At 68.8% G+C, this 13119-nt stretch carries 13 protein-coding genes; 3 read left to right on the top strand and 10 right to left on the bottom strand.

What is annotated here, in order from left to right:
* Nucleotides 1-3 precede the first annotated feature (3 nt).
* Entirely contained in the window at nt 4-1983 is a 1980-nt protein-coding gene (gene mnmG, locus AC1KAT_RS18450) for a tRNA uridine-5-carboxymethylaminomethyl(34) synthesis enzyme MnmG (RefSeq protein ID WP_480328434.1), read from the bottom strand.
* Nucleotides 1984-2176: 193 nt separating this feature from the next.
* On the opposite strand from mnmG, the gene AC1KAT_RS18445 reads away from it, so the two are divergent.
* A complete protein-coding gene (locus AC1KAT_RS18445; protein ID WP_480328530.1) occupies nt 2177-2482 on the top strand; it encodes a YkgJ family cysteine cluster protein in 306 nt (101 codons plus the stop codon).
* On the opposite strand, the gene AC1KAT_RS18440 is transcribed toward AC1KAT_RS18445, so the two are convergent.
* From AC1KAT_RS18440 to AC1KAT_RS18425, 4 genes are all read right to left on the bottom strand, one after another.
* Nucleotides 2463-2702, bottom strand: coding sequence for a DUF2061 domain-containing protein (locus AC1KAT_RS18440; RefSeq protein ID WP_480328433.1), 240 nt, complete (start codon nt 2700-2702; stop codon nt 2463-2465). The genes AC1KAT_RS18445 and AC1KAT_RS18440 overlap by 20 nt on opposite strands.
* A gap of 124 nt (nt 2703-2826) precedes the next feature.
* A complete protein-coding gene (locus tag AC1KAT_RS18435; protein ID WP_480328432.1) occupies nt 2827-4941 on the bottom strand; it encodes a peptidase domain-containing ABC transporter in 2115 nt (704 codons plus the stop codon).
* Between the two features lie 67 nt (nt 4942-5008).
* Nucleotides 5009-6250, bottom strand: coding sequence for an HlyD family secretion protein (locus AC1KAT_RS18430; RefSeq protein ID WP_480328431.1), 1242 nt, complete (start codon nt 6248-6250; stop codon nt 5009-5011).
* 384 nt (nt 6251-6634) lie between these two features.
* On the bottom strand, nt 6635-7348 hold the full coding sequence (locus tag AC1KAT_RS18425; protein ID WP_480328430.1) for an autoinducer binding domain-containing protein: 714 nt from the start codon (nt 7346-7348) through the stop codon (nt 6635-6637).
* A gap of 164 nt (nt 7349-7512) precedes the next feature.
* Here AC1KAT_RS18425 and AC1KAT_RS18420 point away from each other — a divergent pair, with 164 nt between their 5' ends.
* Nucleotides 7513-7947, top strand: coding sequence for a hypothetical protein (locus tag AC1KAT_RS18420; protein WP_480328429.1), 435 nt, complete (start codon nt 7513-7515; stop codon nt 7945-7947).
* 129 nt (nt 7948-8076) lie between these two features.
* Here the strand turns inward: AC1KAT_RS18420 and AC1KAT_RS18415 are convergent, their stop codons facing one another.
* Complete coding sequence (locus tag AC1KAT_RS18415) at nt 8077-8562, bottom strand: GNAT family N-acetyltransferase (protein ID WP_480328428.1); 486 nt, start codon at nt 8560-8562, stop codon at nt 8077-8079.
* 110 nt (nt 8563-8672) lie between these two features.
* Here AC1KAT_RS18415 and AC1KAT_RS18410 point away from each other — a divergent pair, with 110 nt between their 5' ends.
* Nucleotides 8673-9260, top strand: a complete 588-nt coding sequence (locus AC1KAT_RS18410) for an outer membrane beta-barrel protein (RefSeq protein ID WP_480328427.1) — start codon at nt 8673-8675, stop codon at nt 9258-9260.
* Between the two features lie 43 nt (nt 9261-9303).
* On the opposite strand, the gene AC1KAT_RS18405 is transcribed toward AC1KAT_RS18410, so the two are convergent.
* Genes AC1KAT_RS18405 through AC1KAT_RS18390 form a run of 4 tightly spaced genes read right to left on the bottom strand, consistent with a single transcriptional unit; the run spans nt 9304 to nt 13083 of the window.
* Nucleotides 9304-10467, bottom strand: coding sequence for an ABC transporter permease (locus AC1KAT_RS18405; RefSeq protein ID WP_480328426.1), 1164 nt, complete (start codon nt 10465-10467; stop codon nt 9304-9306).
* Complete coding sequence (locus AC1KAT_RS18400; protein ID WP_480328425.1) at nt 10464-11240, bottom strand: ABC transporter ATP-binding protein; 777 nt, start codon at nt 11238-11240, stop codon at nt 10464-10466. Before AC1KAT_RS18400 ends, AC1KAT_RS18405 begins: the two co-directional genes overlap by 4 nt.
* Nucleotides 11237-12718: an alpha/beta hydrolase gene (locus AC1KAT_RS18395; protein ID WP_480328424.1), complete on the bottom strand. Its 1482-nt coding sequence runs from the start codon at nt 12716-12718 to the stop codon at nt 11237-11239. The genes AC1KAT_RS18400 and AC1KAT_RS18395 overlap by 4 nt, the downstream gene beginning before the upstream one ends.
* The gene (locus AC1KAT_RS18390) at nt 12715-13083 is read right to left on the bottom strand and encodes a glutaredoxin domain-containing protein (protein ID WP_480328423.1); all 369 of its coding nucleotides are present in this window, start codon (nt 13081-13083) and stop codon (nt 12715-12717) included. Before AC1KAT_RS18390 ends, AC1KAT_RS18395 begins: the two co-directional genes overlap by 4 nt.
* Nucleotides 13084-13119: the final 36 nt, after the last annotated feature.

Genomic DNA, 13119 nt, shown 5'->3' with positions numbered 1-13119 from the left:
CCCTCAGGCCGCGACATCGGTCGATCCGCCGGCGGTGCTGAGGTCGTTGGCCGCGAAGCCCTTGAAGCGACCCTTCTTCAGGTGAATCAGCAGCAGCGAGATCGCCGCCGGCGTCACGCCCGAAATGCGCGACGCCTGGCCCAGGGTTTCGGGCCGCTGGGCACTGAGCTTTTGCCGCACCTCGAAGCTAAGGGCCGCCACCTGGCTGTAGTCCAGCTCGGCCGGCAGGCGCAGGCCTTCGTAGTGGGCGGCCCGCTGCACCTCGTCGATCTGCTTGTCGATGTAGCCGGCGTACTTGATGCTGATCTCGACCTGCTCGACCACCGCCTCGGCCATCGACGCGCCCAGCTCCGCCGCCAATGTTTCACGTGAAACACCGGCCTCGGGTTTGGCGATGGCCGCGACCTCGGCGACGGCGTCGAAGTGCACGCCCGGGCGGCGCATCAGGTCGGCGAGGTTGTATTCGCGTTCGAGTGCCTTGCCGACCAGCCGCTCGGCGTCGGCGGCCGGCAGGGTGTGCGGCGTGACCCAGGTCAGCTTGAGTCGCTCTGTTTCACGTGAAACAGCATCGCGCTTGCGGCAGAACGCCGCCCAGCGCGCATCGTCGATCAAGCCCATCTCGCGGCCGATTTCGGTCAGGCGCAGGTCGGCGTTGTCTTCACGCAGCTGCAGGCGGAACTCAGCTCGGCTGGTGAACATGCGGTAGGGCTCGGTCACGCCCTTGGTGATGAGGTCATCGACCAGCACGCCCAGGTAGGCCTGGTCGCGGCGCGGCGTCCAGGCGTCTTGGCCTCGCACCTGCAGCGCCGCGTTGATGCCGGCGAACAACCCCTGGGCCGCCGCTTCTTCGTAGCCGGTCGTGCCGTTGATCTGCCCGGCGAAGAACAGACCCTGGATCGCCTTCGTCTCGAACGAGGCCTTCAGCGCGCGCGGGTCGAAGTAGTCGTACTCGATGGCGTAACCGGGGCGCAGGATGTGGGCGTTTTCCAGCCCGCGCATCGAGCGCACGGCGGCCAGCTGCACGTCGAAGGGCAGGCTGGTGCTGATGCCGTTCGGGTAAAACTCGTGCGTCGTCAGGCCCTCGGGCTCCAGGAAGATCTGGTGCGCGTCCTTGTCGGCGAAGCGGTTGACCTTGTCTTCGATGCTCGGGCAGTAACGCGGGCCAACACCGCCGATGACGCCGGTGAACATCGGGCTGCGGTCGAAGCCGCTGCGGATGATCTCGTGCGTGTTCGCGTTGGTGTGGGTGATCCAGCACGGCACCTGGCGCGGGTGCTGGGCGGCGTCGCCCATGAAGCTGAACACCGGCACCGGATCCAGGTCACCCGGCTGCTCGACCAGCTGCGAGAAGTCGATGCTGCGCCCGTCGATGCGCGGCGGCGTACCGGTCTTCAGCCGGCCCTGCGGCAGCTTCAGCTCTTTCAGCCGCGCCGACAGCGTGACCGCCGGCGGGTCACCCGCGCGGCCGCCGGCGTGGTTTTGCAGGCCGACGTGGATCTTGCCGTCGAGGAAGGTGCCAGCCGTCAGCACCACCGCGCGCGCGCGGAAGCGGATGCCGACCTGGGTGACCGCCCCGACCACGCGCTCACCTTCGACCATCAGGTCATCGACCGCCTGCTGGAAGAGGGTGAGGTTCGGCTGGTTTTCGAGCCGATGGCGGATCGCCGCCTTGTAGAGGATGCGGTCGGCCTGCGCCCGCGTCGCCCGCACGGCCGGGCCCTTGCTGCTGTTGAGGATGCGGAACTGGATGCCCGACTCGTCGGTGGCGGCGGCCATCGCACCGCCCAGCGCATCGACCTCTTTAACCAGGTGGCCTTTGCCGATGCCGCCGATCGACGGGTTGCAGCTCATCTGGCCCAGGGTCTCGATGTTGTGCGTCAGCAGCAGCGTGTCGCAGCCCATGCGCGCGGCCGCGAGCGCGGCCTCGGTGCCGGCATGGCCGCCGCCGACGACGATCACGTCGAACTCATGGGGGTACAACATCGGGGGCTCCGGGGGTGGAGTCGCGCGCCGGAGTCGGGGCCGGTGGCGCCGAAAAAGGGGCGCGCGCAACGGGTGAACAGGGGCGTGAATTTTAGGCTGGCACCCCGCCTGGCGTCACCCCGAAAGCCGCGTGAATGGGCGCTTCGCGCGGCTTTCGTTGTCCAATCGCGCGATGAACGACGCGACCCCGACGATGAACTGCCGCCCCGGCTGCGGCGCCTGCTGCATCGCGCCTTCGATCTCGTCACCGATCCCCGGCATGCCGATGATCGGCGGGGTGTCGAAACGCGCCGGCGAGCGCTGCGTGCAACTCGACGACGCACTGCGCTGCAAGATCTTCGGCCACCCCGACCGGCCCGCCGTGTGCAGCTCGCTGCAGGCCTCGCCCGACATGTGCGGCGACTCGCGCGAGCAGGCGATGCGCTGGCTCGGTCACCTGGAGCGCGAAACCGCGCCGCCCGCAGGTGACGCCGACCCCCTCAACGCGCCGCGTCGCTGACCGCAAGCGGCGGCTGCGCCGCCGCCTTGGCCCAGCCCGCCCGCCAGCCTTGCACACGCGGGTGGTCCCAGTACTTGTCGAAGAAGTAGTGCGCCACCGTGTTGACCAGTGGCTCGACGAAGGTGATCGCCCCGGCAATGGCCACGTCGCCGGTGAGCGCGTAGCTCACGCCGAACGCGATGCCCAAGTGCATGACTCCGAAGGTGGCGGACTTGCTCATGGTGGCGGCTCCAAACAAGAATGATTCTTGTTGATGATTGTGAGCAAGCCGACCCGTTTGAGCCAATCAATCGACTAGATTGCAGCGATAGGGTTTCGGCAAAACCCTGGCGCCGCCCACCGCCTCAGGCCGCAGCGGGCGTGCCGACGCTGCGCAGGTCTTGCGCGACACGCCCTTCGGCGAGCACCACCACGCGGCTGGCCGAGGCGATGGTCTCGGGGCGGTGCGCGACGATCACGCGGGTCAGCGACAGGCCCTTGATCGCCTGGTTCACCAATCGTTCGCGGTCCACGTCGAGCGCGCTGGTGGCTTCGTCGAGGAAGAGGATCTTCGGCCGCTTGTAGAGCGCACGCGCCAGCAACAGCCGCTGCTTCTGCCCCCCCGAGATGCTGGTGCCCATGTCGCCGATCAGCGTGTGGTAGCTCATCGGCATCGCCTCGACCTCGTCGTGCACCGACGCGAGCCGCGCGCATTCTTCGACCCAGGCGAGGTCGGGGCTCGCATCGAAGAAAGCGATGTTGTCGATGATCGAGCCGGCAAAGAGCTGGTCGTCTTGCATCACGGTGCCGATCATGTCGCGCCACGCCTGCAGGCCGAGTTGCGACAGCGGCACGCCGCCGATGCGCACCTCCCCCGCCTGCGGCGCGTGGATGCCGAGCATGATCTTCAAGAGCGTGGTCTTGCCACAGCCCGAGGGGCCGACGACGGCGACCGACTCGCCCGGCTCGATGGTGAGGCTGAGCTGGTCGAGCACCGGGGCCTCAGCGTCTGAGTAGCGAAAGCCGATGCCGTTGAGCTCAAGCCGCGCTTCGACGCTGCGCTCGCGCGCCGGACGCTCTTGCGGCTCGGGCGTGGTGAGCACGATGTCGGCGAGACGCTCGCCTTGCAGCTTGAGCATCTTCAGCTCGACGCCCTTGTCGATCAGGCCGCTCACACGCTGGGCGAACTGTTCTTTGTAGGCCAGAAAGGCGAACAGCATGCCGACCGAGAACTGCTGGTCCATCACCAGCAGGGCGCCGACCCACACGACAGCGATGCGTTCGAGCCCGAACACCAGCTTGTGCGCCACGCCGAACATCAGTTCGAGCTTGCGCGTGGCGATGGTCGCGTTCATCGCATCGACCACGCGGTTCATGTACTGCGCCTGGCGGTCGTGCTGGCGGTTGAAGAGCTTGATCGACTGCACGCCGCGCAGCGATTCGAGAAAGTGCGTCGAACGCTTGGCGTCGTGCACGATGGACTCTTCGGTCGCGTCGCGCAGCGGTTTGAAGAACAGCCAGCGCAAGCCCGCATAAACCGCCACGCAACCGAGCGCGATGGCCGTCAGCGTGCCGCTGTAGACCCACATCATCGCCAGCGTCAGCACCACCAGCAGGCCATCGAGCACCGCTTCGATGAAGCTGGTGGTCAGCGTCTGCTGGATGGTCTGCACCGCGCTGTAGCGCGAGACGACGTCGCCGGTGTGCCGGGTCTCGAACCAGCTCACCGGCAGCCGCATCAGGTGCGCGAACACATTCGACAGCCACTGCAGGTTGAGCGTGGACGACAGGTACAGCACCGCCCACGAGCGGATCGCCCCGGTCGCCACCTGCAGCAGCACGACCAGCGCGAACCCCGCGCCCAGCGTCACGAGCAGGTTGCGGTCGTTGCTGACCAGCACGCCATCGACCACCCATTGCAGGAAGAAGGGCGCGAGCAGCATGAAGAACTCGAGCGCCACGGCCAGCACGAAGATCTGGCCGAGCGAGCGCTTGAGCCCGCTGACGTGGCCAAGCAACTGGCGCAGCGTGACCGACTGGCGCTCGGTGCGCGGGCGGAAGTCGGGCGCCGGTGCGACCTCGAGCACCACGCCGGTGAAGTGCCGCGACAGTTCGTCGTGCGAAACGTGGCGCACGCCGCGCGCCGGGTCGTGCACCACCGCGCCCTTGCGCGTCAGCTTGGTCAGCACGACGAAGTGGTTCAAGTCCCAGTGCAGCACGCAGGGCAGTTGCAGCTGGGGCAGGTGTTCGATCTCGGCCCGCATCGCACGCGCGCTCAACTGCATCTCGCCGGCCATGCGGACGAGGTCGGCGACCGTCGCGCCCTTGAGCGAGAGCGAAAAGCGCTGGCGCAGCGTCGGCAGGTCGGTGCGCAAGCCATGCGGCGCCGCCACCATCGCCAGACACGCGAGGCCGCACTCGGCCGCCTCGGTCTGCAGCACCAGCGGCACGCGTTCGCCACCGAATTGCAAACCGTTCATGGCCGCACCTCAGGCGCAACGAAGACAGGCTTGCGAACGGCCTGGCGCTCAGCCCGCACGCTGTCGCTCATACGCGCCCCGCGATGCTGAGCACCGGCTCGAACAGCCACTCGATCAGGCGACGCCGGTCGAGCAGCACATCGGCTTCGAGCTGCATGCCCGGCGTGAGCGGCTGCGCCTGGCCATAGGCCTGCACGGCCTGCTGGTCGAGTGCGACGGTGATGCGGTACAGCGGCTCACCACCCGGCAGCGACAAGCCGGTCTCGACCGCCGGCAGCGGCGTGCGGGAGACCTGCGTCACCTGGCCTTGCTGGTGGCCGAACTTCTGGTACGGGTAGGCCTGGTAGCGCAACAGCACCGACTGCTCGGCGCGCACAAAGCCCACCGCGCTCGACGGCGCGAACAGGTGCGCCTGCATGCGCGCACCCGCCGGCACCAGCGTGGCCAGGGCACTTGACGGGCTCACCGGCTGGCCGGGCTGTGCGACCACGGCGGTGATCACGCCGTCTTGCGGCGCACGCACCACCAGCCGGCGCAAGGCTTCGCTCTCGGCGGCCTCTTGCTGCAGCTCGGCGAGGTCGCGTTCGATCTCGCCTTGCTCGGCCTCGGTGCGCAGCGGCAGTTCGCGGCGCTGCGATTCGACCAGGCCGACCTCGCGCTGCAGGGCCACGCGCTGACGTTCGAGGCCTTGCAATTGCGCGCGCAGGCCGAGCACCTCTTCGGCCTTGGCCTGCACCTGGGCAGATGAAACGAAGTTGTCGTCACGCAGCGATTCGAGACGGGCCTGCGCTTGTTGCGCAAGGGCGAGTCGCTGGCGTTGGAGGTCGGCCTCGGCGGCCAACTGGCGCAACTCGCCGCGCATGTCGGCGAGTTGCGTGTCCAACGATGACAGCTGGGCTTGTTGCAGCGCGGATTTTTGACGTCCGGCTGCCTCCAAGCTTTTTGCGCGGGCGGCCAAGCTGGCTCTTACCGCGACTTGTGTATCCCCGCTCTGCGTTGCGCGGTCCAGCGAGAGGACGAAGAGGACGTCTCCCTTGCGGACTGTTTTGCCTTCGAGGGCGCTGCTCTCGACCACCGTGGCCGCTTGAGGCGGCACCAGGCGGATCACGCCCCCATCAGGAACCAGATAACCGGTCACGCGCGCTTTGCGGGTGTACTCCCCGAGCATCAAGTACGTGGCGATGACCAGCACCGCCACGGTGACCAGCCCCGTCAGCACAGCCAACGGCACCGGTCGAATCAGTTGAATGTTGCCCAGCCAGGCTTGTTGACGTCCTTCGATGACTTCGGGTCGGAACAGACTGGACATGGGCAAACGTGAATCACTCACATCGCGAACTTCGGCCTTCGAGACATGCTCTTGAGGCCGCGACTTGCTTCACATCAAAGCAAGCCGCCGGGAACTCACCAACCGCCTTTGGGCAGAGGCCGTGGGCTCAAGCTGCCGCCACCCACCTGTCGCTGCTGTTCCGGCGTGAGCGGCACCGGACGGGCCGGTTGCGTGTCGGGACCTTGCGGCTTTGCGGGCGTTTGAGCTTTCGCATCGGACGACTTGCTGGGCATGGTCTGCTCCTTTCGGTTGGCATGCACCTCAACGAGTGCATGGGGCCAATTCCAGCAGCGGGCCTTCGAAGTCGTAACTGTCAGCTCTTACAGGGGGGGCGTGCTTTTTCTTCGTTGGTGATTCGTCACTTCAGCGCAGGATGCCGAGACGAATGGCCTTGAGCACGGCTTGATGCTTGTTGACGCAACCGAGCTTGTGCATCGCGTTGTTGACATGCAGCACCGCGGTGCGCTCGCTGATGCCCAGGATGTTGCCGGTTTCCCATGCGGTCTTGCCTTCCATCGTCCAACGCAACGCTTCGAGTTCGCGCGGCGTGAGCGAGGGGCCATCGTTCGACGGCTTCAAGGGCATGAGGATGCGAGCGGCCGCCTCGTTGGCGTGCACGGTGAGCAGTTGCAGGTCGGCCACCATGCGCGTGAGTTCGGCGGGATCGGACGGCACCGGCTGGTCGCGGTCCACACCGAGCATGAAGTGCTTGCCTTCCGGCAGGTGCAGCGCCATCGCGATGCCGGTACGGTAGCCGAAGCGGGCCTGCTCTTCCCAGACCTCGCCCGCGCCTTCGGCGGTGTAGGTGTCCTGGCCCCAGATGAGCGGCATGCTCTTGCGCTTGCAGTGCTGCATCACCGGGTCGCGCCGCCAGTTCTCGGGGCTCTGGAAGGCAGCGCGGTACGCGTCGGGCGTGTTGGCCACGGTGATGAATTCGCTGTCGCCCAGCAGGTGATCGACCACGAGCGTGGCCGACACCGTCTCGAAGCCGAGCTGCTTCGAGAAGCGAACGATCTCGGCCAGGAACTCGTCCTGGTTGGCCGCCTGCATCACTGCCATGTACCCGCTCTGGAGCATGCCTACCCTCGTCTGAATGGGGTCACCGCGCGCATCGTGCCTGGAGCCATCCACCCTGGCAGGTTTTACAGATGGCAGGACTTACAGCTAGTCGCCGCGGCAAACGACGCCAATTATTCGCACAGATCAAGACTTGGAACGCCCCTGCACACCCAGCCCTCACCATGACCTCTACGACACCCCCGTGGATTGTGCGCGCCTGGCCCCCTGTGGTCTGGCCCGTTCACGCCGCGCCGCAGCTGCAATTCGTGCATCTCGGCACGCGCGTCATCGACGTGGGCGATGCCGAACGCCCGAGCACCGGGCAGACGCTGTGGGGCGGGCGCATCGCGCCGCAGGGTTCGGCCGGCGTCGCCTGGGACTGGATCGAGCTGCGCGAGGGCGTCGTCGCGATGGCCGACCCGCTCGGGCTCATCACCAACCTGCAGCTGGTGGGCATCCACGGCGAAGAAATCATCGGCCTCGAAGCGGCCTTGCGCCTCAACCAGATCGTCAACCTGCTGCCCTGGCAAGACGAGGTCGGCCGTGCGATCCAGCACAGCAGCATCGCCGCCAGCGTGCACGAGCTGCCCCCGCCCGCGCGGCTGCGCTCGCACTGAGAAGGTGTGCATCTTTCTGCTGCGCGAGCAGATCTCGCGCCGGTGATGTTCGCCGTGCGCCCGTACGGCTGCGCTTCTCGCCACGAGCTGAGCCCGCTCGCGACGAAACCTCACACCTTCGAACCCCGCTCAGCCCGGCGCAGCGCGCCACATCTCGCGGTGCGGGATGTCGTCTTCGAGGTAGTCCTCGCCCACCGGCTCGAAGCCGAACTCGCCGTAGAAGCGCTGCAGATGGCTTTGCGCCGAGATGCGCAGGCCCACCCCCGGGTGCGTGACGGCCGCGAGCGCGAGCATGCGCCGCATCAGCTCGCGGCCGAGCCCGGTGCCACGCGCCGCGTCGCTGGTGACCACGCGGCCGATCGAGGCCTCGGCGTACTTCACGCCCGGGTCCACCAGGCGCGCGCAGGCCAGCGGTTCGTCGTGCGCGGGTGACCACGCCGCCAGGTGCACCGCGCGTTCGTCGGCCTCGTCGGCGTCGAGGTACACGCAGTGCTGCTCGACCACGAAGACCCGCTGCCGGGCGCGGTAGATGCGGGCCACGTCGAGCCCGCCCAGTTCGTGCAGGCGGCCGCTGCGCCACACGAGTTGAGAAAAAACAAGCGCTGACACGTTCATGCGCCCATGATGCCTGCGCACACGTCATGCCCGGACCTGGGTTCATAGAATCGCCGACGGTCCGCCGCGAGTGGCAAGGCGGGCAATTCCAACGACACCAGAGGATGGTCATGAAGAAACTCGCTGTCATCGCGGCACTTGCCGCAGCGCTCGGCACCGCACACGCACAAACCCCCGCCCCGGCCGCCGACACCCCGTCGTCGGTGCGCCTGTTCGCCGGTGGCGGCCTCACCTACGGCGGCGACCGCCTCGCCACCGTGCCCTACAACAACGAAGAATCGGACAAGGTGCGCGCCGGCGGCCTGTTCGCCACCCGCGTGGGCCTCGAATTCCGCATGAGCCCGGTGCTGTCGATGCAGGTCGCGGGCGGCTACCACGTGCACAACACGCGCTTTCGCAACGACGAGTCGGCGCGCTTCAGCCGCTACCCGGTCGAGTTGCTGCTGAACTACGACGTCGCCCCCGGCTGGCGTGTGGGCGCCGGCCCGCGCGTCTCGACCAACGGCAAGCTGCTCGGTCGCGGTGTGGCCTACACGCGCTTCGACAACTCGACCGGCCTCGTGCTGAGCGGCGAGTACTTCGTGACGCCCAAGCTCGGCCTGTCGGCGCGCGCGGTCGTCGAGCGCTTCGAACCCGAAGGCGGCGGCAACGACATCAAGGGCGATCACCTCGGCTTCTTTGCCCAGTTCTACTTCTGAGTTGAACCCTGCCTGAGCGCTGGCCCGCGCCAGGCGGCTGCGCCTACCGCGCGGCGGCTTGGCGCAGCCAGCGGGTCACGACCGCGAGGCACAGCGCGGTCAGCAGCACGCTCACGCCCAGCGGCACGGCGATCTGCAGTACGCTGAAGTCGTCACCCTTGAGCACGCGGCCCATCAGCTGGTACTGCGCCAGCGCGGGCACGCCCAGCATCCACGGCGCGTCGCTGTCGGGATAGAACAGCGTCAACAGCGGCATCACCGACACCCCGAGCACCACGACCGTGGTGTTGGCCTGCGCCTCCTTGTGCGTCTTGCAGCGAATGGCGACCGCCATCAGCAACGCCGACAGCGCCGCCGCCAGCGGCAGCAGCACCACCAGAAACAAGCCCACCTCGCGCAGCCCGAACTGGAACATCGCCTGCAGCGTGTCGCTGCGCAGCAGCCACTGCGCCGGCAGAAAGCTCAGCGAGTTCAGCACCGCGATCAGCATGCCCAGGCTGGCCACCGCCGCCCACTTGCCGACGACGAGCGCGAAGCGGTTCGCCGGGTTGGACAGCAGCGGCTCCAGCGAGCCGCGCTCGCGTTCGCCGGCCGTGGTGTCGAGCGCCGCGTTCATCGCCGCCGACAGCATCGCCATGATGATGAAGAAGGGCAACATGGCCGTGAGCTGCGTGGCGCGGCTTTGTTCGCTGGCGAGGTCGCGTGCCTCGGTGCGCACCGGCTCCAGCACCTCGGGCGACACGCCGCGCAGCGCCAGGCTCAGCAGGCCGCGCTCGCGCGCATAAGCGCCCACCAGTTGCTGCACACGCGGCAGCGCCGCCTGCGCCTGCCGGTTGCCGCTGTCGAAGACCAGTTCGAGCACCGGCTGCTCGCCCGCGAGCACGGCCGCCTCGAAGCCCGGCGGCACCACCAGCACCGGGTCGGCCAGCGACGAGCGCCGAAGCTGGGCTTCGTAGCCCTCGGGCGCCGGCTTGGCCACGTAGGTCTGGCGCTGGATGAAATTGACCAGCCCCGGCGCATGCGCCATGCCGTCGATCAGCACCTCGCGCTGCTCGGCCCGCGCTTCGAGCGAAGCCACCACCTGCGACAAGGCCAGCACCAGCAAGGGCCCGAGCAAGACGCTCGACACCAGCAGCACGACCAGCGTGCGCCGGTCGCGCAGGGCATCGACCAGCTCTTTGCGAAACACGACCCAGGCCGTGGTCATGACAGCTCCTCGGCGAAGGCAAGGCGCACGAAGGCGTCTTCAAAGTCGGTGCTGCCGGCGCGGTCGCGCAGTTCATCGACTGTGCCTTCGGCCACCGAGCGGCCGTGCGAGACGATCACGACGCGGTCGCACAGGCGTTCGACCTCTTGCATGATGTGCGTCGAGAACACGATGCACTTGCCGCCGCCTTCGGGCGACACCAGGTGGCGCAGCACCTCACGCAGCGCGCGGGTCGAGAGCACGTCCAACCCGTTGGTGGGCTCGTCGAGCACGATGTTGGCGGGGTCGTGCACCAGCGCACGCGCGAGGGCGACCTTCATGCGCTCGCCCTGGCTGAAGCCTTCGGTGCGGCGGTCGAGCAGGGGTCGCATCGCCAGCAGCTCGGCCAGGTGTTCGGCGCGGGCGTTCGCCGCCTCGCGCGTCATGCCCTGCAGGGCACCGTAGTAGACGATGTTCTCGCGCGAACTCAAGCGCGGGTAGAGCCCGCGGGCGTCGCTCAGCAGGCCCAGGCGGGCGAGCGCCTGGCGGGGCGTGCGCAACACGTCGATGCCATCGACGGCGATGCGCCCGGCATCGGGCACGACCAGCCCCGACAGCATGCGCAGCGTGGTGGTCTTGCCCGCGCCGTTGGGGCCCAGCAGGCCGGTGATGCGGCCGTCGTCGGCACGAAAGCTCAGGTCTTGCACCGCGCGCACCGGGGCCTCGCGGCCGCGTGCAAAGAGGCGGCGCCGGGGCGCGTCGAAGTGCTTGGCGACGTGTTCGATGTGGATCATTTCGACGCCCCCGAGGCGGGCACCGAGGCCGGTGCCGCCGGCACGAACATCGGCGGCCGCGGCACCGCCGTCGCACACGCGGCATCGACCTTCAGCGCAAACGCCTCGTCGTCGGCGTCGATGAAACGGTGCAGCACGTCGCGCACGCAGGGCAGCGACATCACGCCATGGCCGGCCTGCGGCACGAGCACGTGACGCGCGTTCGCGCCGAGCGCGGCCGCCACGCGTGCACCGTGCCGGGGCGGGGTCACCGGGTCGAGGCCGCCGCTCAAGACGAGCACCGGCGCGGCACTCTTCCCCACGGTGTAGAAGGCCGCCGGCACCTCGCCGCGCGGCCAGTGTTCGCAGGCACGGCGGTAGAAGCGCGCGGTCTCGTCGCCGAAGTCGCGCCCCGGTGCGTCGCTGGACTGCGGCAACCGCGGCAGGTCTTCGGCACACACCACGCTGAAGTGCATGCCGGCGTAGAGGCCGCCGCGACGCGACGCGAGCATCGCGTTCAGACCGGCCAGCGCCTCGAAGCGGCCCTGCGCCGCCTGCTCGATGGCCACCGGCAAGGCCGCCGCCAGCGCGGGCGCATAGAGCGGCCCCCGCACCGCCGCGATCACCGCGCTGCGCGTGAGGGTCAGGGGCTGCGCCTCGCCGGAGCGCGGGTCGGCCAGCGTCACCGTGCGCGGCAGGCCGGCGAGCAGGCGCGACCAGTCGGCGCGCAAGGCAGGGTGGCGCTGCTTGCAAGCCGGCTCGTGCTCGCAGGCCGCGAGCAGCGCGTCGAAAGCCGCCTGGCCGTCGCGCGACATGCTGGCCGGCAGGGCCATGTCGGGCGGCGCGACGCCATCGAGCACCACGCGGCGCACGGCGCCCGGAAACTGCCTCAGGTACTCGAGCCCCGCCCGCGTGCCGTACGAGGCGCCGACGAGGTTGACCTGGGGCGCACCGAGCTGGCGCCGCACGGCGTCCACGTCCTGCATCGCCAGCGTGGTGGTGAAGAAGCGCAGGCCGTCGGCCGAGCCCACGTGCGGCAGCGCGGCCAGTTGCGCCTTGCAGCGCATCAGCTGCGTGAACTGCCATTCGGCGTCGGCCTCTTGCGACAGCGTGGCCTGCGGCGGCTCGTCACACTTGAGCGGGGCCGAGCGGCCAGTGCCGCGCTGGTCGATCAGCACGAGGTCGCGCCGGTTGTTGAGCCGCGCGAAGAGCGCCATCGCACTGGGCGCCAGGTCGATGGCGCTTTGCCCGGGGCCACCCGCGAGCAGCAGCACCGGGTCGGGCCGCTTGTGGCGCGCCTTGGCCGGCACCACGACGTAGTGCACCGCGATCTGCGGACCCTGTGGCCGGGCCGCGTCGAGCGGGCGCTGGATGTGGCCGCAGCGCACCTCGTGCGGCAGACCGGGCACGCGGCAGGGCGTCTCGGTGGCAGCCGCCGGGCCGGCGGCCAGCGCGCCGAGGCCCGCCACCAGCATCGCCACGCCTGCGCGAAGCTTCACAGGCCGAGCAGCCGCTTGAGTTCGCCGCTGTCGATCAGCTGTTGCAGGTCGCTCGCACCGCCGACGAGCTGGCCCTTGACGAACACCATCGGGAAGGTCGGCCAGCCGGTCCACATCTTCAACGCATTGCGCCGGCGCCAGCCACTGAAGTAGCTGCCGAATTCGAGGTACTGGTGGGCCACGCCGGCCGCGTCGAGCGCACGGCGCGCCCTGCGGGCCGGCGCGTTGAAGGCCATGCCCACCACGAGCACGGCGTTCGAGTTCGCAGCGGCCTGCACGTTGTGCACGATGTCGGCGTGCAGGTTGGCCACCTTGTCGCGGATCGCGGGGTGCAGCCGGGACTCATCCAGGGTTTGACGGGGCATGGCAAGACACACGAAGGATGGGGCCGCCGAGGTTAG

The sequence above is a fragment of the Piscinibacter sp. PDB5-1 genome (genome assembly GCF_056676035.1).
The sequence above is the reverse complement of the archived record's forward strand: the minus strand, read 5'-3'. Positions and strand labels throughout refer to the sequence as shown.